The following is a 21,350-nucleotide window of genomic DNA, read 5'->3' on the forward strand; positions in this document are numbered from 1 at the left end:
GTCCACAAAAAAACGAGCATTTTTAGGTTGAGCCGTTTCCATGCAATATAAAAAAAGGCCCCAACATTTAACATGTTAGAGCCTTTGATATTTTATGGGTTTAATTGTATCTATTTTAATACATCATTGATCAATTGCAACTCCTCCATGGTAAAGCTGGTATTATCCAAACATTTCAACGAATCCAGCAATTGCTCGGGCTTGCTGGCGCCGATGAGTACCGAGGTGATGCGTTTATCCTTCAATATCCACGACAGGGCCATATGCGCCAGTTTCTGACCACGCTGTTGGGCTATTTCGTTCAGCTTTTTAACTTTCTCAATTTTATCCGGGGTGATGCTGTTCTCGGTAAGCGAGTCGCCAACCTTCAGCGCGCGTGAATCTGCCGGGATGCCTTTCAGATATTTGTCGGTAAGCAAGCCCTGCGCCAGCGGCGAGAATGGGATACAGCCTATACCCTCTTCTTCCAACACATCCAACAGACCGCCTTCTACCCAACGCTCGAACATGGAATATTTAGGTTGATGAATGATGATAGGCGTACCCATCTGCTTCAGCATTTTTATAGCTGCCGATGCCTCGGGTGCCTGGTAGTTGGAGATGCCCACATACAAAGCCTTACCCTGGCGCACAATAAGATCCAACGCATGCATGGTTTCTTCCAGCGGCGTGTTGGGGTCCGGGCGGTGGTGGTAGAAGATATCTACATAATCCAGCTTCATGCGTTTCAGGCTTTGATCAAGGCTTGAAACCAGGTACTTTTTGGTACCCCAATCGCCATAAGGGCCGTCCCACATGGTGTAGCCGGCTTTTGAGGAGATGATCAGCTCATCACGGTGGTCGCGAAAATCAGTATGCAGTATCTGCCCAAAATTCTCCTCCGCCGAGCCCGGCGGCGGACCGTAATTGTTAGCCAGGTCAAAATGGGTTACGCCGTTATCAAAAGCGGTCTTTAAAATATTGCGGCTGTTCTCCATGGTATCGTAACCGCCAAAGTTTTGCCACAGGCCCAGTGAAACAGCGGGCAGTTTTAAACCGCTGTTGCCACTGCGCTTGTAAGGCATAGAATCGTATCGTGTTGCAGATGGTTGGTAAGACATTGTTGTGTATAGAAATGGTATAAATATTAGTTCAATTGCGCGTTATTCTTTTTAAAATACTGGTTAAAAAACATCAGCTGATAGTTGATAGAGCTTTGCCAGTACTGCCCGGTATGCGCGCCGGGGCGGGTAATAAAATCATGCGGTATGTTGCGGTCCTCCATTTTTTTGTGGAGCTCTACGTTTACTTTGTAGAAGAAATCATCCACCCCGCAATCAAATATTATAGCCAGCGAGTTTGCGGTTAACAGGTGCAGCATATTGGTAACGGTGTTTTTCTCCCAGTTCTCGGGGTTTTCGGCGTAGCTGCCCAGGCGCTTGGCCATATCCCAGTTTTTGGGGAACGGACGGATATCAACCCCACCGCTCATGGCCCCCACTGCCCCAAACACATCCTGGTGACGGAAGGCCAAATACATGGCCCCATGCCCGCCCATACTCAAACCAGATATAGCACGACCGGTGCGGCTCTTTATCGTTTTAAAGTTTTTATCTACATAAGCCACCAGTTCTTTAGATATATAGGTTTCGTATTTGTAGGTGGGGTCAACAGGGCTGTCCCAGTACCAGCTGGTAACGCCGCCGTCGGCGCCTACTACCAGGATCTTGTAATAGTCAACCCATTCTTTAATGGCTTTGTAGTTGGCGTATTCTTTGTAACTACCGCCTGCGCCGTGTAGCATGTATACCACGGGGTACTCTTTGCTTTTGTCATAGTCATCGGGCATAAACACAATGGCTTTGATCTTTTTCTTCATAACATCACTGTAGGTTTCTACCGTATCAACTTTGGTGGCTTTGGCTACGGTGCCTAAAGCCAGCGCAAACAGCAACAGGAATAAGGTTTTCTTCATTATAAAAACTAATTAACAGGTTTAAATGTAATGGCACGCAAGTTAATATATTGCCAGTTAGTAGGCACAGCCGTAATTGTAATTGTGTTGATACCGGCTTTGGTAATTTTAATTTCGCCCAGCTTTTGCAATTGGTAGTTGTTGTTACGCTGGGTGCCTTTTATAGGGGCCTGCACACTTTGGTCGCCAATGGCGATGTTAATAGCGTTGTTATCATTCAGCGCCGCAGCAGGTGCTTCAATGCTGTAAGTGCCTGGCTTGGTAATTTTTATTTGCCATGAAATAACTGATTTTGCATCCGTCCAATAACCAAAATTTGGCGTGTTGCCACCCTCTACCTGTACCGAACCTCTCAGATCAGCGTCATTAGGATCTAAGGTAAACGAACCATCCGCGTTTGCTGTAGGAATAATCGGCACTACATCCGGCTTGCCTTTGATCACCAATTTTATAGCCGACGAGTTTTCATCCGGCGCAGCTGAAGGTAAAGTAACCACCACACCCTCCGCAGTTTTTTTGCTCACAAGCGCCTTGCCGTTTGCCAATAATTTAGCCGATACCGGCAGATTTTTCAAACCCGGCAATAATAATTGCCCATTAGCAGGCCATTCAAATACATTTAAATAAAGGGTAGTATTACCATCAGCCTGCGCTTTCTTGGTTACCCTACCCCACGCCAGCTTTTTAAACGGGCTAGCAGTTGTTTCATAGATAGATTCGCTGTTCACCTTCATCCACTTGCCCATATCATCCAAAATAGCCACAATAGGTTCCGGGAATTTACCGGTTGATTCAGGGCCAACGTTCAGCAAATAGTTACCGCCTTTCGACGCAATATCAACCAGGTTACGTATCAGCATTTTGCTGGTTTTCCAGTTATGATCGTTGGTTTTAAAGCCCCAGGTATCGTTCATGGTCATGCAGGTTTCCCAGTGCTTGCCGGGTATGCCTGTGGCGGGGATGTATTGCTCAGGCGTTTCTACATCGCCCTCAATGCCACCGCCTAAACGGTTATTGGCCACAATATTGGGATTAGCTTTCAGGAAGGGTAAAAACTTAGCCGCGCGTGCAGGCGTCATATCGGTAGGTACATCCCACCATAGTTCGGCCACATCGCCGTAATTGGTCAATATCTCTTTTACCTGAGGCACCGCAACCTTATCAATATACTCATCAAAGCTGCCATCCTGCGCTTTATCCCAGTGCCCGCCGGCAGCAGCGCCGCCCGCGTTGCTCCAGTCGTTAGCCTGCGAGTAGTAAAAACCAAGCTTCATTTTGTATTTGCGGCAGGCATCCGCCAGCATTTTTATAACATCTTTACCATATGGCGTCTGTTTCACAATGTTCCAATCACTGGCCTTGCTATCAAACATCGCGAAACCATCATGATGCTTGGTGGTTATCACAATATATTTCATGCCTGCGGCTTTAGCCATCAGCACCCATTTTTCAGGGTCATATTGCGTAGGGTTAAAGCTTTTGGCGTAGGCTTTATAAGTAGCTACCGGTATTTTGGCATCGTGCATCAGCCATTCGCCAAGGCCACGGTAGTTTTTGCCCTCGTAAACCCCGGCAGGCACGCTGTAAACACCCCAGTGAATAAACATGCCGAAGCGTGCCTTATTCCACCAATCCATGCGCGAAGTTTCTACTACGGCATGCTTTTTTACCTCATTTTTTACTGCCGGCTTTTTAGGCCCTTCGGCAGCTATCGCGTTAGCACAAAAGGCTACTGATATCGATGCCAGAACAGCGCGGTTAAAGAAATTATTTTTCATTTTCGGGAATAATTGTTGATGTGCAGATATGCGAATGTGCAGATGTGCAGATGGTTTATTAAATGTACGAATGATTTATTGATGTGCAAATGTTTAATCGATGTGCAAATGTGCAGAAATGAAAATGTGCAGATGCTTTCACACCTGCACATTTACTTATTTAAAAATTGAAATCATTTGCAAATCTGCACATTCGCATATCTGCACATCTATTACACTTTCGGTTCCCAACCCGGTGCGTAAGTACGGCTCCAAAGCTTCATCGCTTCGGCGTCGTTTTTAATATGACCGGTTTTAGGATCGATCTGCAGATCACGACCTACTCTCCAGGCAATGTTGCCCAGTTGCATGGCCAGTACGCTTTTATAACCAATTTCCACATCACAGCTAGGCTTTTTGTTATCACGTATAGCTTCTAAAAAGTTAGCTACGTGCAGGCTATCCAAACCAAGGCTTGGGCTGGCGGTATTACGGCCTTCCAACGCGGCCGAATCTGCCGCGGCGGCTTGCTTTTTAACTTGCTTAACTACCTTACCGTTCAGGTCGTAAATGGTGTAATCCTCGCCATCGCTGTCAATGCTACCATTATCGCCATAAAAAATAACACCGCGGTCCGCACCTTCAATTTTGCGGCCGTTGCGGCTGCGGTTTTCCCACATCAGGGTAACGCGGCCCGGGTAATCCATAGTTACAATCTGCGTATCCGGGGTTTCCCATTGGTCCTTAAACTGGTAAATACCACCGGTTGATGATACGCGCGTAGGCAAATCAACACCCAGTCCCCAACGGGCCAAATCCACTTCGTGGGTACCGTTGTTCAGCGCCTCGCCGGTGCCGTAGTTCCACAGCCAGTGCCAGTTGTAGTGCACCAGGCCTTCCATGTAAGGTTTGCGTGGCGCAGGGCCTTGCCATAGTTCATAGTCCAGCCACTCGGGTACCGCAGCCGGCGTATAAGTATTGGCTTTACGGGCATTGGTGTACCAGGTTTTAGCCAAATACACCCTGCCAATAACGCCCGAATGCAGATCATTAACACACTGTATAGCCAATGGCGACGAGCGGCGTTGCGCGCCCATTTGCACCACGCGCTTGTATTTGGTAGCCGCAGCAATGGCTAATTCACCTTCGCGCGGGTTGTGGCTCAGCGGTTTTTCCACATAAACGTGCTTGCCGGCCTGGCAGCCCATAATGGTCATAGGCGCGTGCCAATGATCGGGCGTTGCAATGTAAATGGCGTCTACATCCTTATCGGCCAGTACCTTGCGTATATCTTTTTCGCCTTTTGGCGTTTCGTTGGTAATTTTATTAATGCTTGCCTGCACCTTAGGTATCGTGCGCGAATCCACATCGCACACCGTGCCCACAATAGCATTTTTTTGTTTGGCAAAGGTGCCGCTCATGCTGCCGCCACGGCCGTTTAAGCCTATAATGGCTACGTTAATACGGTCGTTAGCGCCAATAATGCGGTTATAGCTTTTGGCCGTAAAGCCAAAGGTATTGCCGCTAACCAGCAGACCGCCGCCGGCAACAGCCATTTTTTTAATAAAATCTCTTCTTTGTTCCATGAGTACTTAAGGGTTATTTTCGGTTATATTGGTATTGAGTGGGCACTAATTTACAACTATTTGAATATGAGGGATGATCATATCCTATAAATTTTGCATGGTTTTATGTAATAGTTCAGCACGCCGACCAGCTATGCCATCATCCCGAAACGAACGAATACGATTGAGTGTGATGGTATGATGCGTTTTACAGCTTTTAATTTTACCGCCACGCCAAAGCGACTAAGCGATTGCAATTAATTTGTTACATAACATTAGCGTATCATCGGCTACTTTATTGTTTTGACAGCCTAAGTGGCTATTGGTAGTAGATGGGGCGGCAGGCTGCACGGTGGCTTAATAATCGCCGTTATGGCATTCCGCCTGGTAGAAGGCGGGCCGGGCTATCCAGGGCTCCGCTATCGCTGCGGCCCCTCCTTCGTCGTGGCTAAACCCTTCCTATCCCTAATGCGGGTTGGTCTGGGAACCATGATTTGTAGGATTTAAGGATTACAGGATTTTTTATGTGAAGTTAGTCCGGATCTGTGATCCCAGACCAACATAAGCAAAATTACAGCTATTAAAAGAAGCTCGAGATAAATACGATCACTGCTATAATCACAACAAAAATTGCTAAGCCTACCAGGTTGTTTACAAAGCCCTCGGTATTGGCGGTTCTTTCGTAATAGTCTTTTTCTACAGTAGGCAAATCAGACGAACCATTCTTATATCTATTGTATAACCTGCGCCCCAATGCCCCAAGTAATCCTAAAGCGCAGCTCAAAAAAAGCACGTTGGTCAGGTCGTTAAATTTCTCTGCGATCATAATTGTCATCTAAGATATTATTTTCTCCGGGTCCCGGTGTCGTTAGTTCAAACTGCGCCCCTGACCTAGCGAACTGTTGATCTATTTCACCCGTCGAAACAGATGTAATTTCCCCGAAGTAGTGTACCTCAATGATAAGCGGGTGGCTGTTAAACCCAAAATTTCAAAACACCTGCCATCACTAAGCGTAATGAAATCTAAGTGCTGATTTTTTATGTTCTTCGCGTAAGCGGTGTCACACGATCGGTTTACTCGTTTGTATACAACGCTGCTTGTGTCTTTGCCATATAGCTCAGTGTACTTATTGTCGGTTATAAGCACTATATTTTTTGCGTCTGCGGTATTTACCCACCGCCCTTTTAAAGAAGCCGGCGTGGACAAGAGTCTGCCGAACGTTAACAACAGGGTTATTAGAAGGGCTGATCTCATTTATAGTATTTTAAGCTGGTTATTCTATTGTTAATCCGGGATTATAAATTCGAACCAACGGGAAGCCCCCTTCGACCGGCATCTAAAGTTTGACGAACACGAGGCCCCCAAAACTCGTCTGTGTAAAAATCCTTTATACCTGCGTCGTTAGTTAGTAAATTCAATTTAGGCAATATCGACTGTTTAAAATCATCTAAAACCCGACTCTCAAATTCCTTGAAATCTGTTGATTCGTCTATATGATAACCATTGGCGCCGGTCCAATGACGGCTTTTTTCTACCTGAAAATAACCCTCCCGCACATAAGCAATACCATCATGAATTGTTGGCTTTTTAACATCAAAATCATTTGTAAAGCCAGTGGTAAAGTTGAAACAAAAGTCGACAGAATCCTTAGAGTTCCAAGAAAAATTCTGAAGCTCTATCAAGTTAAAATATAGACCACTTACCTTCCACCATTTATTACCGGATGTGCGAAAACCCTCTGCTTTCAATAAGGGCTTAAGAGAATTTTTAATAAAAAGCAATTGCATTTCTTTAGCTGTCAATATTGACGGCTTTGCTTTACGTTGGAATAATTTAGAAAAGAAAATCACCCGAGTTGTTTTTGATAAAGATATACAAATCAGGCGCAAGTTTTAGTCTGAAAGCTAAAAGCCGTTATTCAACCCAACGCACTAAGACTTGCGCTAGAGCAGTATTTAATTTAAATTCCCTCCCTCGGGAGCGGTGCGGCTGGCTGCGCGCAAACGCAGGGAGGGGTTTCGCCGGCATGCTGCTTATTGCCTGGCTAAACCCCTCCCTACACCCTCCCGTTGGGAGGGAATCGCACGGGCCATTGCTTTTTGATTTTACAACGACACCCCTCTCTTCCAAGGAATAAAATCATCCTGCCCCAATTGTACAGATTTAGGCTGAATTTCGCCGCTGGCCAGTTGTATTACGTACTCTAAAATACGTTCGCCGGTTTGCTGTATGGTTTCGGTGCCTTCAATAATGGTACCGCAGTTAATGTCAATAATATCGGGCATACGCTCGTACAGGCGGGTATTGGTGCTTAGTTTAACCACCGGGGTTATGGGGTTGCCCGTAGGTGTGCCCAGGCCCGTGGTAAACAATACCACATTAGCGCCCGATGCCACTTCGGCGGTAGTGCTTTCTACATCGCTGCCGGGCGTGCATAGCAAGTTCAAGCCGGGTTGTGTTACTTTCTCCGGGTAATCCAGCACCGCCGCAACCGGCGAATTACCGCCTTTTTTAGCCGCGCCTGCCGATTTAATGGCATCGGTAATCAAACCATCGCGGATATTACCCGGCGATGGATTGGCATAAAAACCCGAGCCATCCGCTTCGGCTTTGGCGTTATAAGTGCGCATCAGGTGCATAAACTTTTGGGCGGTATCTACATCAATACAGCGGTCGCTTAGCTCCTGCTCTACCCCGCACAGTTCGGGGAATTCGGCCAGTATCACGCTTCCGCCAAGGCTTACCAGTACATCGCTTACATAACCCAGTGCCGGGTTAGCCGATATGCCCGAAAAACCATCGCTGCCACCGCACTCCAAACCGATACATATTTTTGATATCGGCGCCGGCTGGCGGGTTTGTTTGTTGGCTTCTATTAATCCGGCAAAAGTTTGCTTCAGGGCTTCCTGCATCAGCGTACTTTCCTTACCTATTTTTTGTTGCTCCAGTACGATAAGCGGTTTGCTGAAATTAGCGTCACGCTTTTTGATCTCATCCTGCAAAATACTGGCCTGCGCGTGCTGGCAACCCAGGCTAAGCACCGTTGCTCCCGCCACATTAGGGTGTGTGATATAGCCTGCTAATAAACCGCACAAAGCGACTGTATCGCTTTGCGTGCCGCCGCAACCCATATCATGCGTTAAAAATTTAATGCCATCTATATTGGCGAAAAGTTTTTTAGATGTTTTCTCGGCCGATGATGTTTGCAGATCAGCTTTTAATATCGACTCTACCGAACTTCCGGTTTGATACAGGTCTATCAAACTGTCAACCTCATTCTCGTAGGTCTTCGCTTTACGGAAACCCAGTTTATCAACCAAAGCTTCCTTTAGCACATTAATATTCCGGTTCTCGCAAAACACCAGCGGTATTACCAGCCAGTAATTAGCCGTGCCCACACTGCCATCCGCCCGGTGAAAACCATTAAAAGTACGGCCCAGGAAGTTATCTACCTCAGGTTTGTGCCAGTCCAACTTGCGGTTGCCCAGGGTAAAATCGCTGGCGGCGTGGTGTATGTTGGCGGTGGTAATGGCCACGCCTTTTCCTAAAGCCTCGTTGGTTTTACCCACCAGCACGCCGTACATGTATATTTCCTGGTTGGCTGCCATGGGGGCTATGGTAAACTTATGCTTGGCGGCAACATCGGTTTGTAAAGTGATGGCCTCGCCGTTAAAATTGATGGTAGTTCCGGTAGCGATATCCTGCAGGGCAACCAGCACATTATCGTGCGGATGGATCTGCAAAAAGGTATTGATATGGGTAGTCATTTAGTATGTTATAATTGATTTTTAAGGCGTGTTTAAATTTATAAAAACAAAACGCGAGTACTAATGTAGATAAAGTTTTACGGCAAACCATAGGCTAACTACGCAAACGTTTGAAAATTGTGCAATCGATTGCATTAAACCGGATCGTGATTTATTTTTTCACGACATGCACAAGGTGTGTAACATCAATATTACACTACAGACGTTTAAGTAGGTATGCCTTTTATTTTGCTATTTTAGCACATTAAGTTGTAAACTTAGATCTACTCATGGGCATCAAATTCAATCGTAACCTGCAACTGGGTTATGGTATCTCTATTGTTATGTTGGTACTGGTTGCGGTGGTGGCCTATCAAACCGTTAACCGTTTGTTGGATAGTAACCGGGCAGTAACCCACAGCGCGCATATTGTACAAAAACTGGAGAAGGCCCTGTCTTTAATGAAGGATGCAGAGACAGGTCAGCGTGGTTATCTGTTAACCGGTAAAACCGAGTTTTTGGAGCCCTACGCCGGCGCGACGCAAAGTGCCGTTAAACTAATTAACGAGGTTAAGGAACTTACCCGCGATAATGCGCGCCAGCAACATTATATGGCCGAAATAAAGCAGGTAATGACCACCCGCCTAAGTATTTTACAACAGGTAATTGAAAAAAAAGAGAAGGGTGAGCTTATCCCCGAAGTGGACCTGGAAGCCGGCAAAATAGCCATGGACGGATTGCGCAAAGCAGTTGACAAGGCCGAGAGGCACGAGCAATTGCTGTTGAATGAGCGCAACGAAGTTTTGGCCCGTTACAGCGCCTTTACCCCGGCGGTTATTGTAGGTGCCATTATACTTTCTTTATTAATAGCGGGGTACTCGTACATGCGGGTAATACGCGATGTAGCCGAAAACGAGCGCCTGCACGACGAATTGGAATTTAAAGAGCAGGAAACAGCTGCCATGAACGAAGAATTAAGTGCCGCCAACGAAGAAATAACCGCCGCTAATGAAGAACTTACCGCTATAAACGAAGAACTGCTGGAAGCCCGCGAAGAACTGGCCGCCGCCAACGAATCACTGGAACAGCGGGTAGAAGAACGTACCCGAGAACTTGCCGCAAGCGAGGAAGAAACCCAGGCGCTTAACGAAGAACTGATGGCCAGCAATGAGGAACTGGCCGCCACTAACGAGGAGTTGATGGCAACCAACGAGGACCTGTTTAAAGCCAAACGCGAAATAGAACGTAACGCCTACCTGTTTAGCACTATTGCCGGCAATATACCGGGCTCGGCTTTATTATTGATGGATAAGGACCAGATATTACTGGCCGCCGAAGGTAACCTGGCCGCAGGCCTGGGCTACGGCGCTACCGATGCCATTGGCAAACACATACGCGATGTACACCCCGAAAGATACAGCATAGGCGGCCCGCTGTACGACCGGATGCTGAGCGGCGAACAATTTCGCGCCGACCGTACAGGTTATGATGGCCGCAATTACCGGGTTGATTTTGTGCCGCTACGTGATGAGGATGGCCTTGTTTACGCCGGCCTGGTGATATGCCTTGACATTACCGAACGCAAAAAAGCCGAAGAACACAGCGCCAAACTGGCCGCTATTGTGGAGTCGAGCGACGATGCTATCATCAGTAAAGGCCTGGATGGGATATTAACCAGTTGGAACAAAGGCGCGCAGCGCATGTTCGGCTACGGCGAAGACGAGATGGTGGGCCACTCCATATTTAAACTGATACCTGAAGACCGTCATGACGAAGAGCCGCTCATTATTGGCAAACTGCGCCAGGGCCAGCGTGTGGAGCATTTTGAAACCAAACGCATGACCAAGGATGGCCGTTTGATAGATGTATCGCTCACCATATCCCCTATTTTTGATGAGCACGGCACGGTTACCGGCGTATCAAAAATAGCCCGCGATATATCCGAACAAAAGCAGGACGAGCAGCGCAAAAACGACTTTATAGCTATGGCCAGCCATGAGTTGAAAACGCCGCTTACGTCTATCACCGCGCTGGTGCAGCTGCTCAATAAAAAACTACAGCAAAGCGAAGATAGCTTTGTGCCATCGGCGCTAAGCAAAGCTGATATGCAGGTGCGCAAAATGGCTGCCATGATCAATGGTTTCCTGAATGTGTCGCGGCTTGAATCGGGCAAATTACTGATCGTGACGCAGGAGTTTGACATGAACGAACTGATACTGGATGTTATTGCCGAAACCCGCCTTACCGTAGCCAGCCATAACATCCTGTTTGAAGTTGAAGGCCCGGTAGTTGTGATGGCTGATAAAGATAAAATAGCTTCGGTGATATCTAACCTGGTATCCAACGCCATCAAATACTCGCCAAAAGGCAAACTGGTAACTGTGCACTGCCGTGCTAGCGACCACCAGGCCGAAGTAAGCGTTACAGACGAAGGCATGGGCGTAAAACCCGAGGACATAGATAAGCTGTTTGACCGCTACTATCGCGTTAGCAGTCCGCATACGCAGCATATATCCGGCTTTGGTATTGGGCTTTACCTGAGTGCCGAGATCATTCGCCACCATGGCGGCCGTATTTGGGTTGATAGTGAGAAAGGTGTAGGCTCAACTTTCCATTTTACTTTACCATCAAACGCTTAGAACTTTAGGCTATTTTCTCAGAAAAACAATTCATACCATCTGATGTTTAATTTTTTTGTCGATATGACAAAGGAACGCATGCTATCAAACCAGGACCTTTTAGATATTCTATCCCTGTCAAAAGATGCCACAGCCATTTATGACAGCCCTGAACTAAACATTCGTTTTGTTAACGATGCTATGCTGCACATCTGGGGCAAGGATCGCGGCGTAATAGGCCGAACATTAGCTGAAGCAATTCCTGAAATAAAAGACCAGCCTTTTGCAGACTTACTGCAAACTGTTTGGCAAACAGGTATTACCTATAGCGCTAAAGACACCCCTGCTACCTTGCTTGTAAACAACGTACTCACCACTTCTTATTTTGATTTTGAATATCGCCCGCTGCTTGACGAGGCCGGTAAAACCTATGGGCTTTTACATACTGCCTGCGATGTAAGCAGCCGCCTGCAGGCCATTGAGCAACTGGCCGAAACCCGCAAAACCGAAAGCAAACTCATCGCCGAACTATCGGCCGCCAACACCGATTTTAAGACCGCTAACGAGGACCTGCTTTTATCCAACGAAAACATCAACCGCCTTAACCACCGTTTAACCGAATCGGAAACTGATTTTAAGCGCCTGGTGGAACAGGCGCCCGTAGCCATTTTGGTTTTTAGGGGGAAAGATTTGGTAATTGATCTGGCCAACCAGGCTATGTTGGAGATTCTGGATAAAGATGGCAGTATTATCGGCAAGCCTTTACTGGAAGGTATGCCCGAATTAAAAGGCCAACCGGCGGTTGATCTGCTGTTTAACGTGTTTAACACCGGCAAAATATCCGACGGCCTGGAAGCCCCCGTACGCATGAAACGCGGCGGCGAACTGGAAACCCGCTACTTTAATTTCAGCTATCGCCCGTTGCTGGATAATGGGGTGATCATCGGTGTGATGGATGTGGCTGTAGAAGTTACCGAACAGGTTTTGGCCCGCAAGCACCTTGAAGCCATTATTGCTGAGAAAAGCGAACTGGAGCTAACCCTGCGTGCCAACCAAAGCCGCCTGCAGGGTATTTTTGATACCATGGCCGAAGGTGTTGTTATTGTTGATGCCGATGGTAAACCCACTTATGCCAATCCCCGCGCACAGAAGATCATGGGCATGACCGAGCAGCAGTTCCGCGAGCGTAATTATAATGATGCCAAATGGGAAAATCAGCGCCTTGACGGCAGCGTATTGCCACAGGATGAGCACCCCATGTATAGCATATTTGAAAACGGAAAAGCCGTTTATGACAAAGAGATAGGCATTGTGCTACCATCCGGCAGTAAAATATATATTTCTATAAACGCCGCGCCGTTGCTGGATGAATTTGGAAAGATAAACGGCGGCATATGTACTTTTACTGATATTACCACCCGACGCAAAATACAACAGCACCAGGAAGATTTTATAAGTGTTGCCAGTCACGAGTTGAAAACGCCTATCGCTTCGCTTAAAGCCTCGTTGCAGTTGCTTGACAGGCTGAAAGAGAATATTAAGGAGGATATGCTGTTTAAGCTTATCGCCCAATCAAACAAAAGTTTGGCACGCTTAACTGATCTGGTTAATGGCTTGCTGAATACCAACCGCATTAGTCAGGGGCGTTTCCCGCTTAATAAAACTACGTTTAAACTGGCGGATATGATCAACGATTGCTGCCATCATATACGTGCCGAGGCAAAATACGAACTTGTGCTAAAAGGAGATACCGACCTGGAAGTATTTGCCGATGAGAGCCTGCTTGACCAGGTGGTGGTTAATATGGTCAACAACGCCGTTAAATATGCTTCGGCATCCAAACAGATCATCATTGAACTGAAGAAGTTGGATAACCAGGCTAAGGTTTCTATCATTGATTTCGGCCCCGGCATACCTAAGGATAAAATAAACCACATTTTTGAGCGCTATTACCGCGCGGATTATGGTGGTTTGCAATTTTCGGGCCTCGGGCTGGGGCTTTATATAGCCGCCGAGATCATCGAGAAACACGGCGGCCATATAGGTGTTAATAGCGAGGTGGGCCGTGGCAGTACCTTTTGGTTTACCTTGCCCTTGTAAGGTCGAGACGCAATACTTTGCGTCTCTCTGTATTTCATCGATCTGAATTAATGTCTCACAGGCCTGTTAGGGAACCATTGCCCGAAAGTGATAGTACCTAGCCTGGCATCATCTTTTGGTACCAGCGTAAGGTCGTCAAGGTGCGCACCGAAATAAAGGGCATCATCGTCTATCATTACTTTGCGCGGGTCGCCGGTTTTGGTTAGGTAAAGTTGCACCAAATCCGCCAGGCCAAAACGTTCGGGACCGCCGATTTCTACAGTACCGTTGGTAGGTTCACCCAACACAAAATCAACCGTAAATGCAGCCACATCATCAGATGCAAGGGGTTGTATCTTGGCGTTTGATTGTTTGATGCTTTCCCCATCATGCGATGCTGCCACAATGCCGCCCAAAAACTCCATAAACTGGGTGGAGTGGATAATGGTGTAAGGTATGCCCGATTGTTTGATCAGGTCTTCCTGCACCTGCTTGGCGCGGAAGTAACCACTATCCTGTAATAAAGCCGTACCTACAACCGATAGCGCGATATGATGACTTACACCGGCTTCGCGTTCGGCAGCCAGTAAGTTGGTGCCCGATGTGCGGAAGAAATTCATGACATCATCATCTGCAAATGATGGCGAGTTGGCCAGGTCAACCACTACGGCGGCACCTTTAAGCGCTTCGGCCAAACCCGCGCCGGTGATGTTATCAATACCTGTTGCCGGCGAAGCGGCGATAACCTCATGGCCTAACTGGCTTAATTTGACAACTACTTTTGAGCCGATCAGTCCGCTGCCGCCTATAACTACTATTTTCATAATACTGTGTTTTAGTTTGTTACGCAAAATTGCACAGTATCAATCGGCAAAAAGTTAATTTGGATTAAGAAAGGAATATTGTAGAGACGCAATATTTTGCGTCTCTACCTACGAGATTGTAAAAGGCCAAAAGCAATATCACTGGCAAAACAATATTCCTGTACTTCGTTCGTATATTGGCATAAGGAATAACCGTTCCCGAAACCTTATCGCTATGATCAAAAACATTATTACCACCCTTATACTTGCACTGCTTGGTCGCTGTTGTTTGGCAATGCCGATGAGCGATACCGCTATTATTAAAAAGCACCTTACAACCCTTACCAAAACCACCCGATACCGTAACTACCAGGATACGTTACAGCTAAACAAAACAGCCGACTATATTAAATCTGTATTTGTTCATTACGCTGATAGTGTTTACATACAATCATATACCGCAAACGGGCAGGTATATAAAAACGTGATCTGTTCCTTCGGCACCAAAAATAAAAAACGGATAATAGTGGGCGCGCATTATGATGTTTGCGGTAACCAGCAGGGTGCTGATGATAACGCCAGCGGTGTGACGGGATTGCTTGAACTGGCCCGGCTTTTAAAAGGCCAAAAGCTTAACCACCGGGTTGATTTGGTGGCCTATACACTGGAAGAGCCACCTTTTTTCCGCACCGAGCATATGGGGAGTTACATTCACGCGCAGTCACTGGCGGCTAATAAAACTGATGTTTACGGCATGTTATCGTTGGAAATGATAGGCTATTTTAAAGACGAAAAAAAATCGCAGCAATATCCGCTTGGTTTGCTTTCCTGGTTTTATGGCAATAAAGGCGATTATATAACACTGGTAAAAAAGTTTGGCGCGGGGCGGTTTGTAAACAATTTCTGCGAAACCTATAAAGCCACCAAAACCATACGTACCCAGCAATTTGCAGGCCCGGAATCGCTTACCGGGGTTGATTTTTCAGACCATTTGAACTACTGGAAGTTCGGCTTTAGCGCCATGATGATAACCGATACTTCCTTTTACCGCAACGGCAACTACCATCATGCTACTGATACTATGGAGACGCTTGATATTACACGCATGGCAAAAGTGATTGACGGGGTGTTTAAAACGTTGACCTTATTATAAAATTACCTGTCGGCGATGACTAACCCTGACGGCACGTGCGTCGACCTTCTCTTCGCTGTGCGGAAAGAGGGTTTTCATGGTGGTGAACTACACTAATACTGTTAACAAATTGAAAGTATCCATAACGCCAGCTATCAAGCAATTTTCATCGTATCCTTTTTCGGGTTCAAGACCAAATACTTGCATAATTTCTTCTTTAATTGCATGATTTTTGGTATTTCGCAGATCGAATTGGGCTTTGTAATGAAGGCTATGGTGATATTGAAAAACCCCATTATTTAAAATAGTTTTTTTTACGTCCAAAGCGTTGTATGCAGGCGAAAAACCAATGCCATAATACCCATAGGGGTTACTGGTTTTTCTTGATGGACTATCTATTGGTATTAATGGATTATCAGCCAACAAGTATTTGTTAAACTTTGAGTTGGATACTTCGCAGTGGATTAGTCCCCATTGAAAAAAAACACTTTGTCGGGTTGCATGAATATGCCTGCCATAAGATAAGGGAAATTCCAATTCGGTGACAAGTAGTGGTTTGTGACCGATGATTTCGTAATCACCATAAAATAATGCATTATCCATTATGTAATCTGAAGGCAAAGATTCTATACCGCTCAAATATTCTAAATCTATGTTTTTGGATGTAGATATGTAACTGTAAAGCTTAATCAATACAGGTTTGCCCATAATAAAATGTAGTGCATGTTCGTCAGACAAAGCAACTTTTTTCTTAAGCATATCTATATTCAACAACACTCGGCCAAAACCGAATTCAGTGCGGCTAATTTTAAAAGCAAAAAAGTCCCCCGATTTAAATCTTACATTTTTCCTTGTAGCGTTTTTAAAAATTTCAATTGCTGATAAATGGTCGTGCGGTGAGGAATCAATAAAATCAGATACAATTTTATCAATCGGTTTCGAGTCTTCGCTCTCACTCTCCCATCTGCTGTTATAAAAAGTATTTTGCGTATTATAGTTACCTATTTGTCAATAGCCATTATTGTTTAAGACACAATATACTCCCTTGGGTTGTCTTGATTCTAAAGTAGATGCAGTAAGTTTTTTCTCTTTCCCTTTTCCTGTCGCAGGCACTAAAAACATGCGTTCTTTAGTTAGCTCATCATATTGGCTTTCCTGGTATTTTTCATCGGTTGATAAAATATGCCTTTTAATAATATCTCCATCGAAATATAAAATGCTTTCGGGCCGGTAAGCATCTCCTTTCAATATGACTTTATCCCAACTAGCTTTAATAGGCTCTAAACCGAAATACTTACGCTGATCGTTATCTAATTCAAAATCCATAGGGTGATAAATTAATGTGCAGATACCGCCTTCAATCCCACTATAGAACTGATCAACGTCACTATAAAAAACACGCGCCAAAAGGTGGCCGGTTCGTTAAAAACAACTATGCCCATTAGCACGGTGCCTATGGCGCCAATGCCGGTCCATACGGCGTAGGCGGTGCCGATGGGCAGCGTTTGGGTGGCTTTAACCAGCAACACCATGCTTATGGTAAGCGATGCCAGGAAACCGGCATACCATATGTAAGCTTCGGTGCCGGTGGTTTGCTTAGCCTTGCCCAGGCACGATGCAAAAGCTACTTCAAACAAACCTGCTATGATGAGTATGATCCAGTTCATGGCGTAAAAAATAATGCTGTAAATAAAAAAAGCCCGCCTTTGCGCGGGGGTTGTTTCGGAACAAAAATGCCAAATTTTAGCCGGATGCGGTAATAATTTTGCGCGTGCACTTTTAACGAACTTTAACAATGGCGAGCCGTTAATAATTTACATCTTTAATAAACCTAAATTGAAAAACCATGCTTAAAAAACTCATTATTCCGGTTATTGGCCTGTTTACCCTCTGCTCGTCGTGCAAAAAAGACGCGGCTACTAATGGTATGGTGTTCCATGTATCGTCGGCTACGGATATGAACATCCGCATACAGATAAGGCAACAACCCGATTGGCCCGTAAAACAAATTGTTGAAGAAGGCAAAAAAACATACGACTACACAGTTAACTCGCTCACCAAAGAAAGCCAGGTAGAGGTACTGGTTACTACCACCCAAAACAACGCTATTGAGGGCAGCCTGCGTATTAAAGGCAAAGACGTACCTTATTCGGTCGCCTCGCTAAACAATGGCATTAACTCTATAAAAATGTGGCAGGCTACCGCGCCTTAAAGCGTTTTTCACTAATACTTTTCAATTTTTTATCCACTTTTATAGCTAACTGACTGTAAAACAAGTTAGGATATAAAATATTTTTTAAAAAAATAAACCTATCCCTTGTTTCGTACGAAAACTTTCCTACCTTTAATCTATGCAATCAGGAAAAGACCACGAAAACAAAAAAGCCGAACCTACCAAAGCCGAACTGGAAATATTACAGGTGCTTTGGCAGCATGGCGCCAACACCGTACGTTTTGTTAATGACAGGCTGAACGAACAGCGCGATGTTAATTATACTTCTACCCTAAAGCTGATGCAAATTATGGTAGATAAAGAATTACTAAAACGCGACGAAAGCCAGATGAAGCACGTTTACCGCGCCGCCGATGCCGAAGAGAAAACAAAGGACCAGATACTGGACCGTTTTGTGGAATCGGTTTACCAGGGTGCCGCGGGCAAACTGGTAATGCAGGTGCTGGGTAATCACAAAGCATCAAAAGAAGACCTGGCCAACATACGCGAAATGCTGGACAAGCTGGAAAATAAATAAAACCTAAACCTTATCACTATAACTTAAATTAACAGAAGACCATGACATTCCTCACCCTAAACTCGCTGGTAACCGATAGGTTCATCGGCGCACTGTGTAATACATTGGTACAATCATTATGGCAGGGCCTGGTGCTGGCAATGGTAACCGGTCTGGTTATCATCGCTACGCGGAAGGCAAGTGCAAGCACGCGGTATAACCTGTTAATAGCTACGCTGGCGCTGTTCACGGTTGGTGTGGGAATAACATTCGCTGTGGAATTTAATGCCGCCCGCCCGCTGGCAGTAAACGCGCCGGCCATAAGCAACGAGGTTTTTGAAGGTGAATACTTTGGCCCTGTTACCGATTTGCCGGTGCAGCAAGCCGCGGCGCCGGTAAGTACGGTAGATGCCATTAAAGGCTATTTAAATAATCACCATAATACCATTGTATTGATCTGGTTTTTGATCATATGCGCTAAAAGCATGCAGTTTGCTGTGGGTTTGTGGAGTGTGAACCGCTTAAAAAGCACCCAGGTTACCGTTAACGAATACTGGACCAATCACATACAACAACTGGCCGACAGACTAGGCATTAAACAAAGTGTGGCCCTGCTGGAATCTGCGTTAGCGAAAGTGCCTATGGTGATAGGTAATTTAAAACCCGTGATACTGATGCCGGTGGGCCTGCTCACGGCCCTGAGCACCGAAGAAGTAGAGGCTATTTTGGTGCACGAACTGGCCCACATCAAGCGCCGCGATTACCTGGTTAACCTGCTGCAAAGCCTGATGGAGATCGTCTTCTTTTTTAACCCGGCGGTGCTATGGATATCACAATTGATCAAAGCCGAACGCGAGAATTGCTGTGATGACCTGGCGCTAACCCAAAGCAGCAGCAAAGCGGGTTACATCCGTGCGCTGGTAAGCTGCGAGGAATACCAGGCTACTGTTTCGCCATATGCCATGGCATTTGCGGGCAACAAAGGCACTTTGCTGGAGCGGGTGAAACGGATGGCGGGCAATCGTAATCATTCGCTTAACTTATTTGAGAAAACCGTGCTGGCCGTTTGTTTGGTGGTATCGGGGGTATGTTTAACCGCGTTTGCTGAGAAGGAAACTATTAAGGAAGTTATAAAAAAAGTGGCTGATGTTATTAAGCCCGAAAAAGCCGATGAGCTGACCAAACCCCAACCGGAAAACACCATAGCGCCGATAACTTTGGCCGGTCTTGAAGCTGAGGTACCGGCCTTAAGCGCAATGGCGCTTGATACGCCCAAAGGTTATTTAACCCGTTTAAAGCCTTTATCCGGCGTAACAATGGAGTATACATTTTCATTAAGCGACGATCCGGCCGATAAGAATTACAGCGGCGGCGATGCAATAACTGACGCAAAAATTGCTGAGATACTAAAAGACCGTTTAGTAAAAAAACGCAGTGACCTTAAAACATTTAAAGTAGACGAGAACGAGTTATTAATAAACGGTGTAAAGCAATCAAAAGAGATGCATCAAAAATACGCTGCCTTAATTGATAAATTTAACAGCCAAAGGCCCTTAACAGCGGCAGATACCGATAAATACAATACCCCAAGCGCAGTGCGAAGCATTAACATGCGGAGAGAAATGATAAAAGACGGGATCATCAAAAATTTTCAAGACCTCAGATCAACCAGGATAAACGACAGAGAGTTTAGCGTTAACAATGTTGTACAACCCGAAGCAATGCGGAAAAAATACGCGGCATTACTGGCCTCAAACAGGAAGTTAGACAGCATTGAACAGGCAGCGGCGACAATTAAAAGAAATGCATTTATAGACGCGATGCGGAACGAGGGCCTGATAAGTGGCTACAACACGGTTTCTTATACCATAAACAAAGATGAGTTTGTTGTAAATGGCGTAAAACAATCAGAAGAACTACATAAAAAATACCTTGAAAAACTACTTCCTCAGGTAGCCTATCGTTATGGCGGCCCGAGCGACACCAGGCCGGAGTCGGTACGCCGGGCCGAATCTACAGCCCGATCAAAGGCCATAGTTCAGGAGTTAATTAAAGATGGTATTGTAAACAATGCGAAGGGCTTTTCGTACAAGATAAACGAGCAGGAGTTTATTGTGAACGGTGTAAAACAACCTGACGCGATTCATCAAAAATATTTTAAGCTGTATCAACCTCCCCTTAATCCTGGGTCTGATCTGCAGCCTGCCCCGCCAACAAAATATCAGCAGCTGTCTCGTAATGCCCGTCAGGCCAAGATGGAAAGTTTAATGCGCGAGATCAATAAAGATGGTTTCATTGAACGTGGCACCTACCTTAAATCGTTTACGTTAAACTCCGATGAGTTTGTTATAAACGGTGTTGTAATGCCTAAAGCCATCCATCAAAAATATTATGCATGGCAACAACGCGATTCATTGCCCGATAACGGTAAATTTAGCAGGCCGCATGATGATGTGGTAAACGCTTTACTGAGGGATGGGCTGGTAAGCACCCGCACTCCGCTTACCTTTACTTTAAACGAGAAAGAATTTATTGTAAATGGTGTAAAGCAATCTGATTTAATTCATGGAAAATACCTGGGTATTGTAGGCGATGATTACCCAATAAGTTTTAAATCAGAACCCGGAGGATCACGTACCAAACCAACTGCAGCGCCGGGCCAAAGCTCTACGCCAGCTACTAAACCAAACGCTAATGAACCAGATGTAACACAAGATACACCAGCTAATGCAAAACCAGGCTTCACCGTTAACTATAAAGCCAATATCAATACAAATCCTCCTTACGATGTTAATAAAGCTACTTTCTGGAGCTTAGGTAATACATTTGGAGGCATTGGTATAACAGCAAAACCGGCTACCTATCAGGCAAATGGGCGTTCCACGCTTGGCAATATAACAAGAACACAATTGCAACAAATGCTTGGTCCAAAACGCAAAACCCCACCGGTTGATACGGTTAAATAA

17 protein-coding genes are annotated in these 21,350 nt (G+C 45.6%); 6 read left to right on the forward strand and 11 right to left on the reverse strand.

All coding sequences use genetic code 11. The features are described 5' to 3' along the window. Window positions 1-110: 110 nt before the first annotated feature. The 7 genes from mgrA to AC59JT_RS11990 all read right to left on the reverse strand — a co-directional run bounded on the left by mgrA (window position 111) and on the right by AC59JT_RS11990 (window position 9,044). The gene (gene mgrA, locus AC59JT_RS11960) at window positions 111-1,100 is read right to left on the reverse strand and encodes an L-glyceraldehyde 3-phosphate reductase (RefSeq protein ID WP_497399064.1); all 990 of its coding nucleotides are present in this window, start codon (window positions 1,098-1,100) and stop codon (window positions 111-113) included. Between the two features lie 26 nt (window positions 1,101-1,126). Beyond that, a complete protein-coding gene (locus tag AC59JT_RS11965) occupies window positions 1,127-1,954 on the reverse strand; it encodes an alpha/beta hydrolase (protein ID WP_497399066.1) in 828 nt (275 codons plus the stop codon). 8 nt (window positions 1,955-1,962) lie between these two features. Continuing rightward, window positions 1,963-3,732 carry an alpha-L-fucosidase gene (locus AC59JT_RS11970; protein WP_497399068.1) on the reverse strand — a complete coding sequence of 590 codons (1,770 nt, stop codon included), beginning with the start codon at window positions 3,730-3,732 and terminating at the stop codon, window positions 1,963-1,965. A gap of 212 nt (window positions 3,733-3,944) precedes the next feature. Then, complete coding sequence (locus AC59JT_RS11975) at window positions 3,945-5,297, reverse strand: Gfo/Idh/MocA family protein (RefSeq protein WP_497399070.1); 1,353 nt, start codon at window positions 5,295-5,297, stop codon at window positions 3,945-3,947. A 559-nt stretch (window positions 5,298-5,856) separates the two neighbouring features. Next, window positions 5,857-6,102 carry a hypothetical protein gene (locus AC59JT_RS11980; protein WP_497399072.1) on the reverse strand — a complete coding sequence of 82 codons (246 nt, stop codon included), beginning with the start codon at window positions 6,100-6,102 and terminating at the stop codon, window positions 5,857-5,859. Window positions 6,103-6,572: 470 nt separating this feature from the next. Then, window positions 6,573-7,079: a DUF4304 domain-containing protein gene (locus tag AC59JT_RS11985; RefSeq protein ID WP_497399074.1), complete on the reverse strand. Its 507-nt coding sequence runs from the start codon at window positions 7,077-7,079 to the stop codon at window positions 6,573-6,575. 303 nt (window positions 7,080-7,382) lie between these two features. After that, window positions 7,383-9,044 (reverse strand): UxaA family hydrolase, encoded by a 1,662-nt coding sequence (locus AC59JT_RS11990; RefSeq protein WP_497399076.1) that lies wholly within the window; start codon window positions 9,042-9,044, stop codon window positions 7,383-7,385. 269 nt (window positions 9,045-9,313) lie between these two features. Between AC59JT_RS11990 and AC59JT_RS11995 the strand changes: the two genes are divergently transcribed. Together AC59JT_RS11995 and AC59JT_RS12000 are read left to right on the forward strand one after the other, a co-directional pair. Continuing rightward, entirely contained in the window at window positions 9,314-11,662 is a 2,349-nt protein-coding gene (locus AC59JT_RS11995) for a PAS domain S-box protein (protein WP_497399078.1), read from the forward strand. A 63-nt stretch (window positions 11,663-11,725) separates the two neighbouring features. After that, on the forward strand, window positions 11,726-13,741 hold the full coding sequence (locus tag AC59JT_RS12000) for a PAS domain-containing sensor histidine kinase (RefSeq protein WP_497399080.1): 2,016 nt from the start codon (window positions 11,726-11,728) through the stop codon (window positions 13,739-13,741). A gap of 47 nt (window positions 13,742-13,788) precedes the next feature. Here AC59JT_RS12000 and AC59JT_RS12005 read toward each other — a convergent pair whose 3' ends face one another. After that, on the reverse strand, window positions 13,789-14,544 hold the full coding sequence (locus tag AC59JT_RS12005; RefSeq protein WP_497399082.1) for an SDR family oxidoreductase: 756 nt from the start codon (window positions 14,542-14,544) through the stop codon (window positions 13,789-13,791). Window positions 14,545-14,758: 214 nt separating this feature from the next. Here AC59JT_RS12005 and AC59JT_RS12010 point away from each other — a divergent pair, with 214 nt between their 5' ends. Further along, the gene (locus AC59JT_RS12010) at window positions 14,759-15,676 is read left to right on the forward strand and encodes a M28 family peptidase (RefSeq protein ID WP_497399084.1); all 918 of its coding nucleotides are present in this window, start codon (window positions 14,759-14,761) and stop codon (window positions 15,674-15,676) included. Between the two features lie 87 nt (window positions 15,677-15,763). Here AC59JT_RS12010 and AC59JT_RS12015 read toward each other — a convergent pair whose 3' ends face one another. Genes AC59JT_RS12015 through AC59JT_RS12025 form a run of 3 tightly spaced genes read right to left on the reverse strand, consistent with a single transcriptional unit; the run spans window position 15,764 to window position 17,322 of the window. Continuing rightward, window positions 15,764-16,660 (reverse strand): immunity 26/phosphotriesterase HocA family protein, encoded by an 897-nt coding sequence (locus tag AC59JT_RS12015; protein ID WP_497399363.1) that lies wholly within the window; start codon window positions 16,658-16,660, stop codon window positions 15,764-15,766. A 3-nt stretch (window positions 16,661-16,663) separates the two neighbouring features. Beyond that, on the reverse strand, window positions 16,664-16,981 hold the full coding sequence (locus AC59JT_RS12020; RefSeq protein WP_497399086.1) for a hypothetical protein: 318 nt from the start codon (window positions 16,979-16,981) through the stop codon (window positions 16,664-16,666). Window positions 16,982-16,992: 11 nt separating this feature from the next. Continuing rightward, a complete protein-coding gene (locus AC59JT_RS12025) occupies window positions 16,993-17,322 on the reverse strand; it encodes a DMT family transporter (RefSeq protein WP_497399089.1) in 330 nt (109 codons plus the stop codon). Between the two features lie 179 nt (window positions 17,323-17,501). On the opposite strand from AC59JT_RS12025, the gene AC59JT_RS12030 reads away from it, so the two are divergent. The 3 genes from AC59JT_RS12030 (at window position 17,502) to AC59JT_RS12040 (ending at window position 21,350) form a co-directional block, all read left to right on the forward strand. Further along, window positions 17,502-17,867 carry a hypothetical protein gene (locus AC59JT_RS12030; protein WP_497399091.1) on the forward strand — a complete coding sequence of 122 codons (366 nt, stop codon included), beginning with the start codon at window positions 17,502-17,504 and terminating at the stop codon, window positions 17,865-17,867. Between the two features lie 139 nt (window positions 17,868-18,006). Further along, complete coding sequence (locus AC59JT_RS12035) at window positions 18,007-18,405, forward strand: BlaI/MecI/CopY family transcriptional regulator (protein WP_497399093.1); 399 nt, start codon at window positions 18,007-18,009, stop codon at window positions 18,403-18,405. Between the two features lie 41 nt (window positions 18,406-18,446). Continuing rightward, entirely contained in the window at window positions 18,447-21,350 is a 2,904-nt protein-coding gene (locus AC59JT_RS12040; RefSeq protein ID WP_497399095.1) for a M56 family metallopeptidase, read from the forward strand.

This window comes from Mucilaginibacter sp. A3364 (genome assembly GCF_059690715.1).

Excerpts from the sequence above, each read along its gene's own strand:
- mgrA (WP_497399064.1), bottom strand. The coding sequence starts at position 1,100 with ATGTCTTACCAACCATCTGCAACACGATACGATTCTATGCCTTACAAG.
- AC59JT_RS11965 (WP_497399066.1), bottom strand. The coding sequence starts at position 1,954 with ATGAAGAAAACCTTATTCCTGTTGCTGTTTGCGCTGGCTTTAGGCACC.
- AC59JT_RS11970 (WP_497399068.1), bottom strand. The coding sequence starts at position 3,732 with ATGAAAAATAATTTCTTTAACCGCGCTGTTCTGGCATCGATATCAGTA.
- AC59JT_RS11975 (WP_497399070.1), bottom strand. The coding sequence starts at position 5,297 with ATGGAACAAAGAAGAGATTTTATTAAAAAAATGGCTGTTGCCGGCGGC.
- AC59JT_RS11980 (WP_497399072.1), bottom strand. The coding sequence starts at position 6,102 with ATGATCGCAGAGAAATTTAACGACCTGACCAACGTGCTTTTTTTGAGC.
- AC59JT_RS11990 (WP_497399076.1), bottom strand. The coding sequence starts at position 9,044 with ATGACTACCCATATCAATACCTTTTTGCAGATCCATCCGCACGATAAT.
- AC59JT_RS11995 (WP_497399078.1), top strand. The coding sequence starts at position 9,314 with ATGGGCATCAAATTCAATCGTAACCTGCAACTGGGTTATGGTATCTCT.
- AC59JT_RS12000 (WP_497399080.1), top strand. The coding sequence starts at position 11,726 with ATGACAAAGGAACGCATGCTATCAAACCAGGACCTTTTAGATATTCTA.
- AC59JT_RS12005 (WP_497399082.1), bottom strand. The coding sequence starts at position 14,544 with ATGAAAATAGTAGTTATAGGCGGCAGCGGACTGATCGGCTCAAAAGTA.
- AC59JT_RS12010 (WP_497399084.1), top strand. The coding sequence starts at position 14,759 with ATGATCAAAAACATTATTACCACCCTTATACTTGCACTGCTTGGTCGC.
- AC59JT_RS12020 (WP_497399086.1), bottom strand. The coding sequence starts at position 16,981 with ATGGATTTTGAATTAGATAACGATCAGCGTAAGTATTTCGGTTTAGAG.
- AC59JT_RS12025 (WP_497399089.1), bottom strand. The coding sequence starts at position 17,322 with ATGAACTGGATCATACTCATCATAGCAGGTTTGTTTGAAGTAGCTTTT.
- AC59JT_RS12030 (WP_497399091.1), top strand. The coding sequence starts at position 17,502 with ATGCTTAAAAAACTCATTATTCCGGTTATTGGCCTGTTTACCCTCTGC.
- AC59JT_RS12035 (WP_497399093.1), top strand. The coding sequence starts at position 18,007 with ATGCAATCAGGAAAAGACCACGAAAACAAAAAAGCCGAACCTACCAAA.
- AC59JT_RS12040 (WP_497399095.1), top strand. The coding sequence starts at position 18,447 with ATGACATTCCTCACCCTAAACTCGCTGGTAACCGATAGGTTCATCGGC.